Source organism: Acinetobacter sp. 24-47-39 (assembly GCF_056783825.1).
Genome location: NZ_JBWYIP010000003.1, coordinates 160,692 through 177,612 on the forward strand (window position 1 = coordinate 160,692; position 16,921 = coordinate 177,612).

Here is a 16,921-nt window from a genome sequence, read left to right on the forward strand (position 1 = left end):
ATCAGGAGTGTTCATCCATAAAGCAATTGATACACCAAGCAGAAGGATGACTCCGATGAATATGCTGATGTTGAGCAGATTGAAGCGATTAGTCATTGACGACATTCTCCTCATTAACAAATAAATGAATCAATACACCGAAGATACTGAGCGCAATACACATCATCCAAATAATATTGTAATTGCCTGTCATATCATGATTTAAGCCACCCAACCATCCTCCAAAAAATGAACCGACTTGGTGAGTAAAAAATACAATTCCACTTAGCATGGTGAGATACTTAACCCCAAACATATTAGCAACAATACCATTGGTAAGGGGAACGGTTGATAACCATAACAACCCCATAATGATGGCAAAACTATAAATCGTAAAGATCGAGAGTGGCAATGCGAGGAATAAAATGATGGCGATGCCACGTAGTCCATATAACCACATGAGCAATTTAGGTTTGGAATATTTATCACCCAGCCAACCAGCAGTGTAAGTTCCAATAATATTAAATAGCCCAACCAAGGCTAAAAACATAGTACCAGTGGTGGTGCTAAAACCATGGTCAGTTAAATAACCCGGCAAATGAATGCCCAAAAACACGACTTGAAATCCACAAACTAAAAATCCTAATGCTAACCAGATAAAAGGTTTGTGGTTTTTAGCAACAATGAGTATTTGTTTAAAACTTAAAGAAGGTTTAGCAATCGCATCAACTGCTTGAGGCGCTTGATACATTGGAGCTTTTAGCATCCAAGCCAAGGGTACAATTAATGCAATTAAAATCGCTGTGATGAGTAGCGCCGATGACCAACCAAAATTTTGTAAGAGTAAAAGTGTGGTTGGCAACATAATAAATTGCCCAAAAGAGCCTGCTGCGCTAGCAATACCCATAGCCATACTACGTCGACTTGGGTGCGCTGCACGTCCGACAGCAGAGAGCAAAACAGAAAATGAAGTAGCTGATAAAGCCAAACCAATGATTAAACCTAGACTAAGATTGATGAGAAGCCCTGTTGAGCTAAATGCCATCATCACAAGTCCAATCGCATATAAAGCGCCGCCAACGGCAACGACTTTTTTACTCCCATATTTATCTGCTAGCGCTCCCGTAAAGGGTTGAACAGCACCCCATAATAAATTTTGAAAGGCAATTGCTAAACTGAAAACTTGATGATTCCAATTAAACTCATGACTCATTGGAACTAAATACAAGCCAAATCCATGTCTGACACCTAAGGAGAGTGCCAAAATAAAAGCACTCCCAATGAGCATAAAGATGAGGGGTTTTGAAAATTTGGTTTCTGACATGGTCAATCCGCTTAGCATTTTTTGTAATTTTAAAAGATCAGTAGCATCATGACGACAGAATAAAAATTTATCAATCAATAAAATTTAGTTATTAGAATGAATAAAGCGGCACTTGGCCGCTTTATGAAGACTGATGGAAATTAGAATCGATAACCAATACCGGCGTATCCCAGAATCGGATTAATTTCGATATCTGATTTTGCATTGATTAATTCACCAAGTTTAGCATCGTTTACTGTAATTGTTGTTTCACCTTTAAGATGCGCATAGGAAATTGACCCGACTGCAAACCAACGATCGTTGAAATCATAAGTAAAACCGGCAGTAGCTACAGGGGCGAAAGCATCTTTAGCTTCGAGTTTAACTTTAGGATTCGCAGTACTTTCAATTCCATCAAGTGCTTTCCCAGCTTCACCTAATTTGATGTTCGCAATTTTATGACCTGCAGCGACTAGATCAGCTTCAAGGTTGGAGTTCATTTCCAATTCATTGAAGTATGCATACATCAAACCAAGCCCTACATAAGGTCTAAATTTATTTACGCCTGTTTTACCAAAATGGTATTGGAATTCGAATGCTGGCGTCCATGCACGAGCTTCTGCGACTTTACCATGGGCTCCAAGATTTGTTACTTGGATATCTTGTTTGAGTGGAATATTGCCGCCAATAATACTCCCAGCATCTATATCTGCAATAATGATATTGACGTTTCCAGGATCTACTGAGCCTGTGAGAGGTGCTGATATATTCCCTTTACCTTTAATATCAACCTTAGGTGGAATTCCTGCTTTGACTTCTAAAGAAATATTATCTGTAAAGAAGTAATTAGTCATGATTCCGAGGGTAGTGACATCATCAGCTTCTAATCCTGTCCCTTGAGCAGTCCATGATGATAATCCATCAATTTCGGCAGTGCCACCAACTGATGGCTTAAGATATTTTACGCCATCGATTTCATCAAGGATTAATGGGCTAACAAGACCTGAGTTTATAAGTGTCTCTAATTTACGTTTTTTATCAACACCATCTGCTGTCGAAGTATCAATAGCACCTAGTACAGAAGATGTTGAAATTCGTCCAACTTCAGACTTGGTACCCTCTGGTACAGCGGTGTTAATATTAATCGGTTGAGCTTTACCCTGAGGCATTACATGTAATGCACCCACTGATACAGAAAAACGTTTAAAGCCATCTCCATCTTTCAAACTAAAATAAGGTGAATCTGCATAACTGAAGACTGGAAAACTTAACGCACTAATGGATGCAACTAAGTAAGCTAGTTTTTTTTTCATTATGGAACTCCATGTCCAAAACTGTAAATAAAGAGTGATTATTTTTGTATTTTTATTATCAAATTTATTTTTAGACACATTGTAGTAATAATTTGCCAATTATGTTTGGTTTTTGTTTGATTACAAAAAAAAGAGGCAATTGCCTCTTTTCTTACTCTATGCGTTAGAAACGCATGCCAACCCCAGCATAGCCTAATATCGGGTTAATCTCGATATCAGCTTTTGAGTTGATTAACTCTTGTCCAGTATTTTCATTGACGACTGTGATCTTCGTTTCATTCTGCAAGTGAGCGTAACTAATAGATGCTACTGCATACCATGTATCATTAAAGTCGTAGGTGAATCCAACTGTAGCTATAGGTGCAAAAACATCAGTTGCTTCTAAATTAACTTTCATTTTTCCATTGGTATCTTTCTTATCGAGTGCTGCACCAGCATTTTGATTAATAATATTTTGGATCATATGCCCAGCGGCGACTAAATCTTTTTCAATACCTGGATCCATTTTTAGCTCATTAAAATAAGCGTACATTAATCCAACGCCAACGTAAGGGCGGAATTTATTAATCCCGGTCTCACCAAAACGATATTGTAATTCAAAAGCAGGGGTCCATGCTCTAGCTTCAGCAGCTTTTGAAGATTGTTCTAGATTAGTAATATGAATATTATTTTTGAGGTCTAAGTTCCCCGCAATTCCACCTAAGGGTGCTGCAGTAGCTGAGAAGGGGGCTTTAATATTTCCAATACCTTTGATATCCACTTTAGGTGGAATTCCACCTTTTATTTCCACAGACAAATTATCTGTAAAGTGATAACTGCTCATGATGCCAACTGTTGTAACTTTATCAGCCTCCAAGCCCGTATTCGGATTATCCCATTCAGCTAATCCATTAATATAGGATTTTCCACTTATAGCCCCTGAGACATTGCCTTGAAAAGCAGAAATTAATTTAACAATACCTTCTACTAAATAATTTGGTTTACGATCTGGGTCAAGGTTATCGATTACAGTGGAAGCATTAATGTCCCCAACTTTAGATTCATAATTGTCATTTATGACTGTTTTGACATTAAAAGGTTGGGCCTTACCTTGCGGCATTACATGTAATGCACCCACTGAAATTGAAAAACGCTTAAACCCCTCATCAGAAAGGCTGAAATATCCTGACTCCGCATAACTCAGAGTAGATAAGAATGAACTTGCGAATAATGTAGGAACTAAAAACTTCTTCATTGTTTGAAGGACTCCATGTCCAATTTTTAGTTCATTTTATATTCATTAAATCATCTAAATGCAAAGCAGTTTGTTCACTTGAAATCAAATTTATTATCCTAATTTACAATTGTTAAATTATTGAAAAATATGATATAAGTTAGATTTTAAAATGTATACTAATTGTCTTATTTTTCCTTTGTTAGTGATGGATTGGGCATATTGGGGTGTGGCTTCAATATGCCTCAAGTGTTTTAGAAGCGATAGCCTACACCAGCATAACCAATGATCGGGTTTACTTCTAAATCAACTTCCGATGAAAATAATGTTCCAAGTTTATCATCGTTGACTTCAATCGTGGTTTTACCTGTTAGATGTGCATAACTAATAGAGGCTACTGCAAACCAGTTTTGATTGAAGTCGTAAGTAAACCCAAGCGTGGCTATTGGCGCAAAACTCAATTCGGACTCAAGTTTAACCTTGGGATTTGCTGTACTTTTTTTACCTTTAATTAATGCATCGCCACCGCGTCCATTTTTCATATTGGCAATCATGTGACCTGAATCAATTAAGTCTTTTTCAAGGCTTGGATTCAATTCTAATTCATTGAAGTATGCGACCATAAGTCCAAGCCCAACATAGGGTCTAAATTTATTGATCCCAGTCTGTCCAAAATGGTACTGCAATTCCCACATTGGAGTCCATGCACGTGCTGTCGCAATAGAATTTCCATGACTTTCAAGATCTGTAATTGGCAGATCATTCTTAAGATAGATTGTTGGTAAAGGTATACCTAAAAGTGTTGAATTTGCTTCGGCTGTAAATGGTGCTGTAATCTTACCTTTACCTTGAATATCTACTTTTGGGGGGAACCCAGCTTTACTCTCGAATGAGATCTTATCGTTGAAATGGTAATTGATCATGATGCCAAGTGTTGTGACATCATCTGCAGTCATTCCAGAACCATCCATACTCCAACTTTCAATGCCGCTTACAGTTGAAGTTCCACTTTGACTGGCTGGATAAGTATCACTAAAAGCATCAACGATCTTCAAAAGCGCTTGCATACTTTGATTTTCTTTTTCTTTATCAGGATCTAAGTTCTCAAAAACTGTAGAAAGTGTAATATCACCATTTTTTGCAACTTCACCATTTTTTACTGCTGTACGAATTTTAGGTGCCTTGGCTTTACCTTGAGGCATAACATGTAATGGTCCGACTGAAATTGAATATCGTTTAAACCCTTCAGTTTCATCCAGATTAAAAAATGATGATTCTGCATAAATAGTTGTAGATGCAAAAACAATAGGTACGACCATGCACCAGAATGCTTTTTTCGTCATTTTGGACTCCCTGTCCGATTTTGTTGCTAGTTGTTGTTTTACATTCTTTAAGCGTTATATAAACATAAAATGAATCAGTTTGAAAAGCGTTTTTACGCATTTTTGTGATAAAAAAATTTTAAAAATCATGAATTTAAATCTTAAAAATCCAACATTTGTTAGGTTTGTTTGTGAATTTATTTCTGATTGAGTGACTTAGCAAAATAAAAAGTCAGATCAATTTAAATTGGTCTGACTTTTTTTAACTTTATTAATTAACTAAAATTATTGAAATCGGGATAAATCCTCTTCAGGGCGAGCAGTTAATACCTCGACACCTGTTTTAGTGACTAAAACAGTATGTTCATATTGCGCAGATAATTTATGATCTTTCGTTACAACTGTCCATTTATCACCAAGAAGTTTAGTTTGCCATACACCAGCATTGACCATTGGTTCAATTGTAAATGTCATACCTTCTTCTAAAACCATGCCTGAATTTGGTTGACCGTAATGAAGCACTTGAGGTTCATCATGGAAAACAGTTCCAATACCATGACCACAATATTCACGAACGACACTGAAACGCTCTGACTCAACGTATTTTTGAATCGCATGACCAATATCACCGATCGTCGAACCAGGTTTTACCGTAGCAATACCACGATACATTGCTTCTTGTGCAACTTTGCATAAGCGATCTGCAAGAATAGAAGTCTCACCACCCACGATGTACATCATGTTGGTATCACCATGAAATCCATCTTTAATCACAGTGACATCAATATTCAAGATGTCACCTTTCTTTAAGATTTTGTTTTCAGAGGGAATACCGTGGCAAACCACATGGTTTACTGATGTGCAAATCGTATGCTGGAATGCAGGACGACCAGGCGCAGCACCATAGCCTAGGCAAGCAGGAATGGCATCTTGTTTATTCACAATATAATCATGACAAATCGTATCCAATTCTAGTGTACTCACACCAGGCTTGATATGCGGTTTGATCATATCCAAAACTTCTGCCGCTAGTCGTCCCGCCACACGCATCTTTTCGATATCTTCAGCAGATTTAATTAAACGACGTGGTGCTTCATAAGTACTGTTCATGATCTTTAAAAACTTTTGGAAATTTGTGTGTGACTATGGTATAAATAGCCGCCCAATTTATCAAATGCTTTTCGTGAATAGATTCACTTAATCGGATGATATGTTGGTTAATAAAATCCGCACATATGTCGACACATTACTCTGGGTGCCCGTAAGGGTGGAGAATGCGGACATATGGAGGCCTAACCCAAACTTTTAAGGTAAAGAAAATGGCAGATTACAACGTAAGCATGCGCGACCTTCTTCAAGCTGGTGCGCACTTCGGTCACCAAACTCGCTTCTGGAACCCAAAAATGCGTCAATACATTTTTGGTGCGCGTAACAAAATTCACATCATCAACCTTGAGCACACTGTTCCTGCGTTAAATGATGCATTGAACTTTGTTAACAACCTAGCAAGCAAAAAGAACAAAGTATTGTTCGTTGGTACTAAACGTGCTGCTTCTAACATCATCCGTGAACAAGCTCAACGTGCTGGTCAACCATATGTAGATCACCGTTGGTTAGGTGGTATGTTGACGAACTGGAAAACTCTTCGTCAATCAATCAACCGTCTTAAAGATCTTCAAACTCAGTCTACTGACGGTACTTTCGCTAAGCTTACTAAACGTGAAGCTTTAGAGCGTACTCGTGAAATGGAAAAACTTGAACGTGCTCTTGGCGGTGTTAAGAACATGGGTGGTTTACCTGACGCATTGTTCATCATCGACGTTGACCACGAAGCGATTGCAATCAAAGAAGCTAAGAACCTTGGTATTCCAGTAATCGGTATCGTTGATACTAACTCTAACCCAGATAACGTTGATTTCGTTATTCCTGGTAACGATGATGCGATCCGCGCTGTAACTCTTTACGCTACTGCGATGGCTGATGCGATTATTGCTGGTAAAGAATACGCTCAAACTCAAGCTAATGCGCAAGCTAAAGGCGAAGAAGCTGCTAAAGAAGCTCCTGAGGCTTAATGCGATTTGATGCGGATTTGTCATTTTTGCGACACGTAATCGTGGCATCTTAAGCATCAATCAAGCAAAACGGCCCAGATGATTAATTTGGGCCGTTTTTGTTAACAGATACATATCTCGACCGAATTTAGGAGAATAACATGACTGCTATTACTGCAAGCATGGTTAAAGAGTTGCGTGATCGTACTGGTCTAGCAATGATGGAATGTAAAAAAGCGTTGACAGAAGCTGGTGGCGATATCGAGTTAGCGATCGACAACCTTCGTAAATCTGGTCAAGCAAAAGCTGCTAAAAAAGCAGGTAACATTGCTGCTGATGGCGCGATTACAATTGCTCAAGAAGGCAATAAAGCAATTCTTTTAGAAGTAAACTGTCAAACTGACTTCGTTGCTAAAGACGAAAACTTTGCTGGTTTCTCTGCGAAAGTTGCTGCTGCTGCGCTTGCTGCGAATGTAACTGATGCTGCTCAAATTGCTGAATTGAAACTTGAAGATGGTGCAACTGTAGAAGAAGCTCGTATTGCGCTTGTTCAAAAAATCGGTGAAAACATTCAAGTTCGTCGTGCTCAAATCGTTGAAGGTGAAAACCTTGCAGTTTACAAACACGGTTTAAAAATCGGTGTTGTAGTTTCATTTGCTGGTGATGCTGCTACTGGTAAAGGTATCGCAATGCACGTTGCTGCGTTCAACCCAGTTGCTGTAAATGCTGAAGGTGTTTCTGCTGAGTTAATCGCTAAAGAGAAAGAAATTGCTGAAGCAAAAGCAATTGAATCTGGTAAACCAGCGAATATCGTTGAAAAAATGGTAACTGGTTCAGTTGAAAAATACTTAAATGAAGTTGTTCTTGAGCGTCAAATGTACGTTATCGACAACGACAAGAAAGTTGCTGATGTTCTTAAGTCTACAGGTACAACTGTTGCTCAATTCGTACGTTTCGAAGTGGGTGAAGGTATTGAGAAAAAAGCTGAACTTTCTTTCGCTGAAGAAGTTGCTGCTGCTCAAGCTGCTGCAAAATAATTGATTCAATTATTTTGAAAAAGAAAAAGCCCTTTAAGGGCTTTTTCTTTTTTTTGATGAGTCTAAATGATATAAACTTTAGGATGAAATAAAAATATAACTTAGAGATCAATATGTCTCAGAAATCAAAAATAAGTATTGTTGCGTTAATTGCAGTGTTGGTCGCAGCATATTTCGGTGTCGATTTAAAACAGGATTTAAAACAGAGTAATGAGCACGCACTAAATCCTACAGATGCAAGTACTCAATATAATGATGCTAACCAACGAGAACTATCCTCTGCGGATAATGATGATGTCGCAAAAATAGCGACACTTTTTCAAAAAAAGATGAGAGATGTGCAAGTTAGGGCTTCTGGAGAAGTTGTTGCAATATTAAATGATGATAATGAAGGATCTAGACATCAGAAATTTATTTTAAAACTTAATCATGGTCAGACAGTTTTGGTAGCTCATAATATAGACTTGGCACCACGTGTTGAGAATATTCAAAAAGGGGATATCGTCGAGTTCTATGGTGAATATGAATATACCGACAAGGGTGGTGTAATTCATTGGACTCACCATGATCCTCAAAAACGGCATATTGATGGTTGGTTAAAGCATCAGGGTCGAAGTTATCAATAATTTTTATAAAAATAAATATATGAGATGAGCAATTTCATTCTAGATTTAAAATGCAGGCGTGATAGTTTTTATGCAATTTTATAGGCGTAATATCCAGAAAAAAGATGCAAGAGTCTGCTAATTATCTTCATTTCAAAGAATTGGGCGGATTGGAATTATTAAAAGCTCAATTTCAACGTAAGCAATTTTCAAAACATGCTCATGAGGGCTATTGTATTGGTGTCATTGAAGATGGGGCACAAAGTTTTTACCGCTCTGGAAAGCTTCATATCGCACCTAAAGGCGATATTATTCTGGTGAATGCTGATGAAATACATACTGGTTCATCCGCTGTGGAAACTGGTTGGAAATATCGAGCAATTTACCCAACACCTGAAATGATATTAGATCTGAGTCGAGATTTTTTTACAACCAAGAATGCAGTCCCATGGTTCTCGGATGCAGTGATCCATGATTTGGGTTTGGCGAGGCAACTAGTATTTTTATTCGATTTATTTGAGCAGGGCGAGGATACTTTGCTTAAAGAAAGCCTCTATTTGACGACATTGGCCAGATTGATCTATTGCTATGGGCGGGCGAAATTGAGTCCAATCAACACACCAGAAATGAGAAAAAAAGTTGAACTAATAAAAGAACTTATGAGTAGTTTTCCTGAACATGACTATTCTCTACACGAGTTGTCTGCATATGTAGATACAAGCCCATGGCATTTATTACGTGAATTTAAAAAACATACGGGATTGCCTCCACATAGTTGGCTTGTTCAAAGAAGAATTCAAAAAGCTAAACAATTGCTTAAGCAGGGGGTGCGAATAACTGAGGTTGCACAACTCACTGGATTTTCTGATCAGAGTCATTTAAATCGACATTTTAAAAGTGCAATAGGTGTAACGCCTAGACAATATCTTTTGAACTATTAATTTTCCTTAAATTTGCGCCGCAATATTATTCAAGATCAATCATTACTCATCAGATGATAATAATCGATAAGTGAATCAGATTAAGATGTATTGATGAAAAAGATGAGTGATACAAAAAAGAATTTTATACATGGTGTGCTGGGTATTATGCCGTTGGCAATTGCAGTCATGCCATGGGGGGTATTGGCTGGCTCTTTGGCGATACAGACTGGATTGAATGCGATACAAGCTTTTGCAATGTCATTGTTTATGTTTGCTGGTGCTGCACAATTAGTGAGCTTAGGATTGGTTTCGGGGCAGGCTTCGCTGATGACAATCTATCTGACGATATTTTTTCTGACGAGTCAGCATTTAATTTACGCGCTTAATTTTCGAAATGATGTTAGTAAATTTCCACTATTTAAACGTATTGTATTTGGCTTTCTGCTGACGGATGAATTATTTGCGGTTGGAGTAAAAAATAAATCACAACGATCATTCGCATATTTATTTGGAGCAGGACTTTGTTTTTATATTTTTTGGCTGATATTTAGTTTATTTGGGATTGTGCTTGCTCACTTCATTCCTAATTTATCAAATTTGCATCTTGATTTCTCAGTCGTTGCACTGCTTATATTAATTATAGTGCCAATGATAAAAAATCTTACAATACTTGTTGGTGTTGTGATTACCATAATTTTTTCTTTAATTTTAGAAGCTTACCAAGTAAATGCAGCGTTAATTATTTCTGGTCTATGTGGAATGTTTGCCAGTGTGATAGTTGAAAAATGGCAAACAACAGAAGGGGATTAAAAATGAGCTGGATGCTTTTGCTGGGATTGTCGATCATGATCTTTATTAATCGATATTTATTCTTGGAGCCAAGGGTAAATGTGCCACTTCCTAGAATTTTGAAAAAGATGTTGAAATATTCTGCGCCATGTTTGTTGACTGCAATATGTGTACCGATTGTCTTTTATGAAGCAGCAGAATTAAGGGTTATGTCGAGTAATCACTATTTATGGGCAGCAATATTTTGTGTACTGCTTGCGCTAATAAGTCAAAAAGTTATCAGTAATTTAGTTTTTACTTTACTGTTTTTCTATCTCATAAATTACTTAATTAGAGCATGAACATCGGGCTAAATTAAATTCTAATTTAACCCATGCTGTATTTGCTAATTTAAGCGCTGATTTGGCGTGATTTCCAATTGGGTAGTATCTTATCTAGGTAAGCATCCATACACCATAGAGGGCCAATCATAAGGAATTGGAGGTCTTTAAAGAAAGAAGGCTTTTTCCCTTCAATTTTGTGCCCATAAAATTGACCTATCCAAGCTAAAACGAACAGAGCAATATAGAATCCTTTCCCGAATGGAAGAATAATAATAAGCCAAGACATGACCAATAATAATGCTGCCATTGCAACCGAGAGTACAAGATCTAATCTTGCATAAAAGATGAGTGTTAACACCAGTAAAAGGGTAGTCAGTAATGCGCTGAAATGAGCAAGTATGCCAATAATCGAGAATAGAATCGTGGGTACGCAAATCCAGTGTAATGTTTTATTGGTTGGGTTTTGATGGCTATCACTATATTCATCTAACCATTCTGTAATTGTCTTCATCCTATTTCCTTCACTGATTATTTGAATTTTATTTATTCTATAAACTACAGTATGACATAAGATGATAAATCAAGATTCTTTTTTGTATATTGGTCACATCAAAAAAAATTAAAAATAATAAAGCCACTCAATGAGTGGCTTGTCGTTAAATGCTTCGCTGAATCATGAGGACCTAAGAATTTGGACCATCCACACGTTCGATGCTGACACGCGCAGTACCAGCATTGGTAATACCAAGAGATTTCGCAGCACCGTAAGATAAATCTACAACACGATTACCATGAAATGGGCCGCGATCATTTACTTTAACAACGACGCTTTTACCATTTGATTTATTTGTTACACGAATATAGCAATTAAGCGGTAAGCTACGATGCGCTGCAGTAAGTGCATTCATATCAAACGTCTCGCCACTTGCAGTTTTACGACCATGAAATTGACGACCGTACCAAGAAGCAACACCTGTTTGGCTAAAACGACGAACAGTGTTTGAAGCAACATTATTAAGTTTGTCAATCACTGAAGGCTCTTCAACAGGTACTTGAATTTTCGCTGCGATTGTTTCACGACGAATTTTATCACCTGAACTTTCAGTAATTGCTAAACTGTTTAAATTCGAGAAGTGTGAATTGAAACTTGTAGAGTCTTTGCTAATCACGCGTGAAGCAAGACTTGATTGGTCAACATCATTATTTAGATAAGAGGATTGAACCAACTCGGCATGAGTTTGAGTCAAAGCCAAACTAATACCTAATATTGATAACATTTTCAGCGAAGCATGCATCGTTTAACTCCTTGGAACCCTAAGTTAATTATCTAAGTTGCTGATAATTAACCTAAATGGTCTGTAAATTTACTTGTGCAACTGCATTTAGCGGTAGTGGATGATATTCATCCTGATACAAAAGTGTCTAGCTTTATTTTCACTTTAGTTACAAAAACGACAAATTATCACAAAATATGGTTAAAAATTAATCAATAGTGTAACAAAATATGTAAAATGTGCAAATAGTGAACTTAATCACAAAAATATTTATTGACTTTTGTGAAAACAAGTAGATTTATATTTATCTACTCGCGATTTCAGTCCCTAAAAGCCACAGTGCAGTTGCATACATTCGACTACGGTTATAGGTCGTAATGACTTGAAAATTAGGATATGTAAGGTAATAAGCTGGTCCATAATTTTCTTGTAGTTGAATCACATTGACCATGTCTAAGTCATCTATTTTAACAATAGGATTGAGTGGGCTAATGCCTTGAACTTTTAATGCACCATATGGAGTAGGTTGTGTTAAGTCTTTGGCTATGATGGCATCCGCATTATTTCCTTGGTAGCGTGCGGCAAAAGCAATCGGTTGATCTCGTTGCCAACCATGTTGAGCAAGATAATTTGCAATAGAACCAATTGCATCTACAGCAGAGTTTCTGAGATCGATATGACCATTACCGTCATAATCCACACCAAATTTCGGAATATTGCTTGGCATAAATTGAGGATAGCCCACAGCACCAGCATAAGAGCCAACGACTGAATTAGCTGGAATGCCGTCCTTATAAGACCATGCAATCAAAGCGCTTAATTCGTCTTGAAAGTATTGTGCACGTCGTTCATATCCAAACCCTAAAGTGGCTAGGGCATCACGTGTGATGAATGAGCCTTTATTTGCCCCAAAACCTGTCTCTACGCCGAGAATACCGAGAATGATGGACTGGGGAACACCGAACTGCTGTTCTGCTCGATTTAAAGTGTCTGCATATTGATTTTTAAAACGCACACCACGTTGAATTGTACTTTCTGCTAAAAAATTCTTTTTATATTCGTACCAAGGCTTGCTTTCTCCTGGGCGATTCATAATGTTGATAATATTTGGTAGGTTTTTTGACCCATTCATGGCCCAGTCAACTTGCTCAGCACTCAAACCATAGGTCTGCATCGTTTTTAGTTTAAAATTTTGATATTGAGGATGTTGAGCGAAGTCATTGGCTTGAACAAAACTTGTGACCATAAACGCACTGAGTGCTAGACCAATACGTTGTAATTTAACATTAAAATTTTCAAATAACATAACAGCAGCAGATCCAATTATTATCGGTGATAGATGCAAAGGTATAAGTGTTGATAAGGATTAAAAGTTCAGCATCATTTGATTAATCGCAATGTTTATTAAGATAACATTAGGTCGTGATGGATTCACAAAAACCTACATAAAAAGTGTAAAAATGGATGAATTATGTCTTTTATTTATTCAATATTGTTGAACCATCTTTAAAACATAAAAAAACCTAGCTTTAGCTAGGTTTTTGATTAATCTGATTTATTCCTGAATAAATAGCGTGTCATGATATTCAGCTGCAGCTAACAATTCTTCTTTAGTAAAGTTAGGAATGAGCTTATCAATAGCAATATGAACTGCTTTGATGACCGCTGAAGAAGCGATATCAGACGCCTTACGTTTAATCATCCCCAAATCTAGGGTCTTATTAAAATCATTCATAAAGTGACGAACTGCAGCTTCACCGAATTGTTTGTATTGTTCAGACAGAACTGCACGATTGACATCATTGCCTGCACGTACTTCTGCAAAGCTATTTTTTAAGTTTGTTACTAAATCAGCGGGTAATGGAGCACCGACACGATAATTACCCTCTGGATCTTTGAATAAACTTTTTTCAGAGAATTCAATCGATTGTCTCACGACGTCATTTGGTGCTTTACCCAATAACTGTTTAAGTAGTACCGATACTGTTGATTTAATATAACCAGCAAGTTTTTCAGCTGTTTCTCGTTTGTCACTTGCAGGGAAACGACGTACAAGTTCAACTAAAATTGCATCGATAATTTCATCATTAATAGCGAGTGCAGTTTGATCACGCAAAGGGTAAAGTGGTTCGTTTGAATTTTTTTTCTCAATTCCAGTTTGAATATTCTTTAACAAAGATTCAGATGGAATAAAACCAAAATATGACATCGTATAACCTCAACTATTCTTCAATTTATTGTCGCGCCAATCGAATTGGGCTCGGCATCCATGCAAAGTCCGATACACGACAAGGGTTAATGTCTAAACCACCACGGCGTGTATAAGTCGCATATACCATCAACTTTTCAGGATTAAAGTTTTCCCAAATGTCTGCGTAGATTTGTTCAACGCATTGTTCGTGAAAGCCATTATGCTGACGATAGGAGATAATATAAGCTAAAATTGAACGATAACAAGGTTTTTTGCCACGATATCTTAAAAAAACTGTGCCCCAATCAGGCTGTCCTGTGACTGGGCAGTTACTTCTTAATAAATGCGAATATAATTGAATTTCAACGATTTCTTCGGAAGACGCTGCATCGAGTTTAAGTAAGCTTGCATCAGGGTGGTTTTCAAGACGTTCAGGCTCATAATGGTCGATACAAATTCCTTCAGGCTGGGCAATATTCAACTGATCAACATCGAATAATTCAAGTCTGACTTCTGCATTGGCTGCTTTAGAAAGATCACGCTCAACTGTCTCAATAAACTGATTTTGAGATTCAAATTGAGCAAAATTCAGACTATTGAAATATAGCTTTAGAGATTTTGACTCGATGAGATAAGGTGATGAAGCAGGAAGATGCATTCGACCAATCGCAACTTGAGGAATCCCTGACAGATTCAACCAAGAAATTTCAAAAATATGCCACCAATCTATTCCTTGTTGAATACCGTCTACATGAGCGTACTTCGCTCGTGCTTCTGCACGAGCAATTGGAAATAGCACCTCAGGTTGATATTCAGTTGGATAGTTGGTGTCTTTGCCTAAAAGAGATTGTTCAACGCTCATTATTCACGCATTCCTGAACCACGGGAGAGTAAGTGATAAGCGACCGCATATAGCGCGGCGCAACACGCTGTGATTACTAATAAAGAGATAGATACATTTACATCGCTATGACCAAGGATCCCATAACGGAATGCATTGACCATATATACGACAGGGTTAATTAAAGATAGATTTTGCCAAAATGGGCTTAATGCAGAAATTGCATAGAACACCCCACCTAAATAGGTCAACGGTGTTAAAACAAAAGTGGGAATAATCGAAATATCATCAAATGACTTTGCATAGACCGCATTGATAAATCCACCTAATGCAAACAGTAATGATGTAATCAGGACGGTATAAATTGTTACGAACCAGTTGGTAATATATAAGTCAGTAAAAAATAAACTCATCGCAGTCACAATGATAGCAACCAATAAGCCTCGAGCAACACCACCGAGCACATAACCCCAAAGTACGGCATGTAAAGGCACTGGACTCATGATCAATTCTTCAATACTTTTTTGAAATTTAGAACTAAAAAAGCTTGATGAAACGTTGGCATAACTATTAGTAATGACAGCCATCATAATTAGACCAGGTACAATGAACTGCATGTAGGTAAAGCCACCCATTTCCCCAATTCTTGAACCGACTAGATTTCCAAAAATCACAAAATACAGTGACATGGTAATTGCTGGTGGTAACAATGTTTGTGGCCAAATGCGCATAAATCTACGAATTTCCTTATGGATAATCGTATATAAAGCTACAGCGAGTTGGTTAAAATTCATTGCGCAGCTCCATCAAGATTCTTTTCGACCATTTTGACGAATAACTCTTCTAAACGATTTGATTTATTACGCATACTTCGAACTTGAATGTTCTGTGATTCTAGAAGTTGGAAAAGATCATTCATGCTATGTGCTTTATCAAGCGTAATTTCTAAGGTCACTGGATCAACCAAATTAAATTTCACACCAATAATGTCAAGTTGTATCGGTTCTATAGGTTCAGCCAAATCAAAAATGAAAGATTCTTCATTTAATTGATTTAAGAAGTTCTTCATGGTGGTGTCTTCTTTAATGACGCCACGATCAATAATTGCAATTTTGCGACACAGTACTTCTGCTTCTTCTAAATAATGTGTTGTGAGAATGATAGATGTACCTTTCTGATTCATTTCTGTTAAGAAGTCCCACATCGAGCGACGTAGTTCAATATCAACACCAGCAGTCGGTTCATCGAGAATTAACAGTTTCGGATCATGCATCATTGCCCGGGCAATCATAAGGCGGCGTTTCATTCCCCCAGATAGCATACGTGCTTGAGTAGAACGTTTTTCCCATAAACCTAATTTGGTCAGATACTCCTCTGCACGAGTTTCAGCAACTTTTTTTGGAATGCCGTAATAACCTGCCTGAGTGACTAAAATATCGAAAGTCTTTTCAAATTGCGCAAAGTTAAATTCTTGGGGGACTACACCCAAGCATTGTTTAGCTTGTGAAGGATGTGTATCGAGATTATGACCAAAAATCTCGACAGTTCCTGCAGTTTTTTTTGTAAGAGAGCTGATGATGCCAATAGTGGTTGATTTACCTGCACCATTAGGGCCTAGAAGTGCATAAAATTCACCTTCTGGAACATCTAAGTTGATTCCTTTTAATGCTTGAAAACCATTTCGATAGGTCTTCGACAAATCCCTTAAGGTCAATGCATCAGTCATGAATATCTCGAATGGTGAAAAGTTGAGATAT

Annotated in this window: 18 protein-coding genes; 6 read left to right on the forward strand and 12 right to left on the reverse strand. The window is 37.4% G+C overall.

The genetic code is table 11. The annotated features are described in order from the left end of the window. Window positions 1-88: 88 nt before the first annotated feature. From AC1M9C_RS04720 to map, 5 genes are all read right to left on the reverse strand, one after another. The gene (locus AC1M9C_RS04720; protein WP_481586618.1) at window positions 89-1,303 is read right to left on the reverse strand and encodes an MFS transporter; all 1,215 of its coding nucleotides are present in this window, start codon (window positions 1,301-1,303) and stop codon (window positions 89-91) included. Between the two features lie 140 nt (window positions 1,304-1,443). Next, window positions 1,444-2,595, reverse strand: coding sequence for an OmpW/AlkL family protein (locus AC1M9C_RS04725; RefSeq protein WP_481586619.1), 1,152 nt, complete (start codon window positions 2,593-2,595; stop codon window positions 1,444-1,446). Window positions 2,596-2,758: 163 nt separating this feature from the next. Then, the gene (locus tag AC1M9C_RS04730; protein ID WP_035265681.1) at window positions 2,759-3,829 is read right to left on the reverse strand and encodes an OmpW/AlkL family protein; all 1,071 of its coding nucleotides are present in this window, start codon (window positions 3,827-3,829) and stop codon (window positions 2,759-2,761) included. A 233-nt stretch (window positions 3,830-4,062) separates the two neighbouring features. Next, window positions 4,063-5,151: an OmpW/AlkL family protein gene (locus AC1M9C_RS04735; protein WP_081403241.1), complete on the reverse strand. Its 1,089-nt coding sequence runs from the start codon at window positions 5,149-5,151 to the stop codon at window positions 4,063-4,065. Between the two features lie 264 nt (window positions 5,152-5,415). Next, on the reverse strand, window positions 5,416-6,240 hold the full coding sequence (map, locus tag AC1M9C_RS04740) for a type I methionyl aminopeptidase (RefSeq protein ID WP_035265682.1): 825 nt from the start codon (window positions 6,238-6,240) through the stop codon (window positions 5,416-5,418). Window positions 6,241-6,449: 209 nt separating this feature from the next. Between map and rpsB the strand changes: the two genes are divergently transcribed. The 6 genes from rpsB (at window position 6,450) to AC1M9C_RS04770 (ending at window position 10,876) form a co-directional block, all read left to right on the forward strand. Continuing rightward, window positions 6,450-7,202 (forward strand): 30S ribosomal protein S2, encoded by a 753-nt coding sequence (rpsB, locus tag AC1M9C_RS04745; RefSeq protein ID WP_035265684.1) that lies wholly within the window; start codon window positions 6,450-6,452, stop codon window positions 7,200-7,202. Between the two features lie 140 nt (window positions 7,203-7,342). Next, the gene (gene tsf / locus AC1M9C_RS04750; protein WP_035265686.1) at window positions 7,343-8,218 is read left to right on the forward strand and encodes a translation elongation factor Ts; all 876 of its coding nucleotides are present in this window, start codon (window positions 7,343-7,345) and stop codon (window positions 8,216-8,218) included. A 113-nt stretch (window positions 8,219-8,331) separates the two neighbouring features. Beyond that, entirely contained in the window at window positions 8,332-8,844 is a 513-nt protein-coding gene (locus AC1M9C_RS04755; RefSeq protein ID WP_481953281.1) for a DUF3465 domain-containing protein, read from the forward strand. Window positions 8,845-8,948: 104 nt separating this feature from the next. Further along, a complete protein-coding gene (locus tag AC1M9C_RS04760; protein ID WP_481593122.1) occupies window positions 8,949-9,764 on the forward strand; it encodes an AraC family transcriptional regulator in 816 nt (271 codons plus the stop codon). A 93-nt stretch (window positions 9,765-9,857) separates the two neighbouring features. Next, on the forward strand, window positions 9,858-10,556 hold the full coding sequence (locus AC1M9C_RS04765) for an AzlC family ABC transporter permease (protein WP_481595583.1): 699 nt from the start codon (window positions 9,858-9,860) through the stop codon (window positions 10,554-10,556). Between the two features lie 2 nt (window positions 10,557-10,558). Continuing rightward, the gene (locus AC1M9C_RS04770) at window positions 10,559-10,876 is read left to right on the forward strand and encodes an AzlD domain-containing protein (protein WP_092766028.1); all 318 of its coding nucleotides are present in this window, start codon (window positions 10,559-10,561) and stop codon (window positions 10,874-10,876) included. Window positions 10,877-10,925: 49 nt separating this feature from the next. On the opposite strand, the gene AC1M9C_RS04775 is transcribed toward AC1M9C_RS04770, so the two are convergent. The 7 genes from AC1M9C_RS04775 to AC1M9C_RS04805 all read right to left on the reverse strand — a co-directional run bounded on the left by AC1M9C_RS04775 (window position 10,926) and on the right by AC1M9C_RS04805 (window position 16,890). Further along, entirely contained in the window at window positions 10,926-11,369 is a 444-nt protein-coding gene (locus AC1M9C_RS04775; protein WP_481951722.1) for an Mpo1 family 2-hydroxy fatty acid dioxygenase, read from the reverse strand. A gap of 172 nt (window positions 11,370-11,541) precedes the next feature. Continuing rightward, window positions 11,542-12,153, reverse strand: coding sequence for a septal ring lytic transglycosylase RlpA family protein (locus AC1M9C_RS04780; RefSeq protein WP_218947276.1), 612 nt, complete (start codon window positions 12,151-12,153; stop codon window positions 11,542-11,544). Between the two features lie 283 nt (window positions 12,154-12,436). Next, entirely contained in the window at window positions 12,437-13,378 is a 942-nt protein-coding gene (mltB, locus tag AC1M9C_RS04785) for a lytic murein transglycosylase B (RefSeq protein ID WP_416202006.1), read from the reverse strand. A 309-nt stretch (window positions 13,379-13,687) separates the two neighbouring features. After that, window positions 13,688-14,341: a hypothetical protein gene (locus AC1M9C_RS04790; protein ID WP_035265692.1), complete on the reverse strand. Its 654-nt coding sequence runs from the start codon at window positions 14,339-14,341 to the stop codon at window positions 13,688-13,690. Between the two features lie 25 nt (window positions 14,342-14,366). Continuing rightward, a complete protein-coding gene (gene queF, locus AC1M9C_RS04795; protein ID WP_481586625.1) occupies window positions 14,367-15,185 on the reverse strand; it encodes an NADPH-dependent 7-cyano-7-deazaguanine reductase QueF in 819 nt (272 codons plus the stop codon). Further along, window positions 15,185-15,958: an ABC transporter permease gene (locus AC1M9C_RS04800; RefSeq protein WP_035265695.1), complete on the reverse strand. Its 774-nt coding sequence runs from the start codon at window positions 15,956-15,958 to the stop codon at window positions 15,185-15,187. The genes queF and AC1M9C_RS04800 overlap by 1 nt, the downstream gene beginning before the upstream one ends. Next, window positions 15,955-16,890 (reverse strand): ABC transporter ATP-binding protein, encoded by a 936-nt coding sequence (locus AC1M9C_RS04805; RefSeq protein ID WP_180027530.1) that lies wholly within the window; start codon window positions 16,888-16,890, stop codon window positions 15,955-15,957. Before AC1M9C_RS04805 ends, AC1M9C_RS04800 begins: the two co-directional genes overlap by 4 nt. Window positions 16,891-16,921 lie beyond the last annotated feature (31 nt).

Coding starts and splice junctions, on each gene's coding strand:
- AC1M9C_RS04730 (WP_035265681.1), bottom strand. CDS start 3,829: ATGAAGAAGTTTTTAGTTCCTACATTATTCGCAAGTTCATTCTTATCT.
- AC1M9C_RS04725 (WP_481586619.1), bottom strand. CDS start 2,595: ATGAAAAAAAAACTAGCTTACTTAGTTGCATCCATTAGTGCGTTAAGT.
- AC1M9C_RS04720 (WP_481586618.1), bottom strand. CDS start 1,303: ATGTCAGAAACCAAATTTTCAAAACCCCTCATCTTTATGCTCATTGGG.
- AC1M9C_RS04790 (WP_035265692.1), bottom strand. CDS start 14,341: ATGTCATATTTTGGTTTTATTCCATCTGAATCTTTGTTAAAGAATATT.
- queF (WP_481586625.1), bottom strand. CDS start 15,185: ATGAGCGTTGAACAATCTCTTTTAGGCAAAGACACCAACTATCCAACT.
- AC1M9C_RS04760 (WP_481593122.1), top strand. CDS start 8,949: ATGCAAGAGTCTGCTAATTATCTTCATTTCAAAGAATTGGGCGGATTG.
- AC1M9C_RS04780 (WP_218947276.1), bottom strand. CDS start 12,153: ATGCATGCTTCGCTGAAAATGTTATCAATATTAGGTATTAGTTTGGCT.
- map (WP_035265682.1), bottom strand. CDS start 6,240: ATGAACAGTACTTATGAAGCACCACGTCGTTTAATTAAATCTGCTGAA.
- AC1M9C_RS04755 (WP_481953281.1), top strand. CDS start 8,332: ATGTCTCAGAAATCAAAAATAAGTATTGTTGCGTTAATTGCAGTGTTG.
- AC1M9C_RS04800 (WP_035265695.1), bottom strand. CDS start 15,958: ATGAATTTTAACCAACTCGCTGTAGCTTTATATACGATTATCCATAAG.
- tsf (WP_035265686.1), top strand. CDS start 7,343: ATGACTGCTATTACTGCAAGCATGGTTAAAGAGTTGCGTGATCGTACT.
- AC1M9C_RS04735 (WP_081403241.1), bottom strand. CDS start 5,151: ATGACGAAAAAAGCATTCTGGTGCATGGTCGTACCTATTGTTTTTGCA.
- rpsB (WP_035265684.1), top strand. CDS start 6,450: ATGGCAGATTACAACGTAAGCATGCGCGACCTTCTTCAAGCTGGTGCG.
- AC1M9C_RS04770 (WP_092766028.1), top strand. CDS start 10,559: ATGAGCTGGATGCTTTTGCTGGGATTGTCGATCATGATCTTTATTAAT.
- AC1M9C_RS04765 (WP_481595583.1), top strand. CDS start 9,858: ATGAAAAAGATGAGTGATACAAAAAAGAATTTTATACATGGTGTGCTG.
- AC1M9C_RS04775 (WP_481951722.1), bottom strand. CDS start 11,369: ATGAAGACAATTACAGAATGGTTAGATGAATATAGTGATAGCCATCAA.
- AC1M9C_RS04805 (WP_180027530.1), bottom strand. CDS start 16,890: ATGACTGATGCATTGACCTTAAGGGATTTGTCGAAGACCTATCGAAAT.
- mltB (WP_416202006.1), bottom strand. CDS start 13,378: ATGGTCACAAGTTTTGTTCAAGCCAATGACTTCGCTCAACATCCTCAA.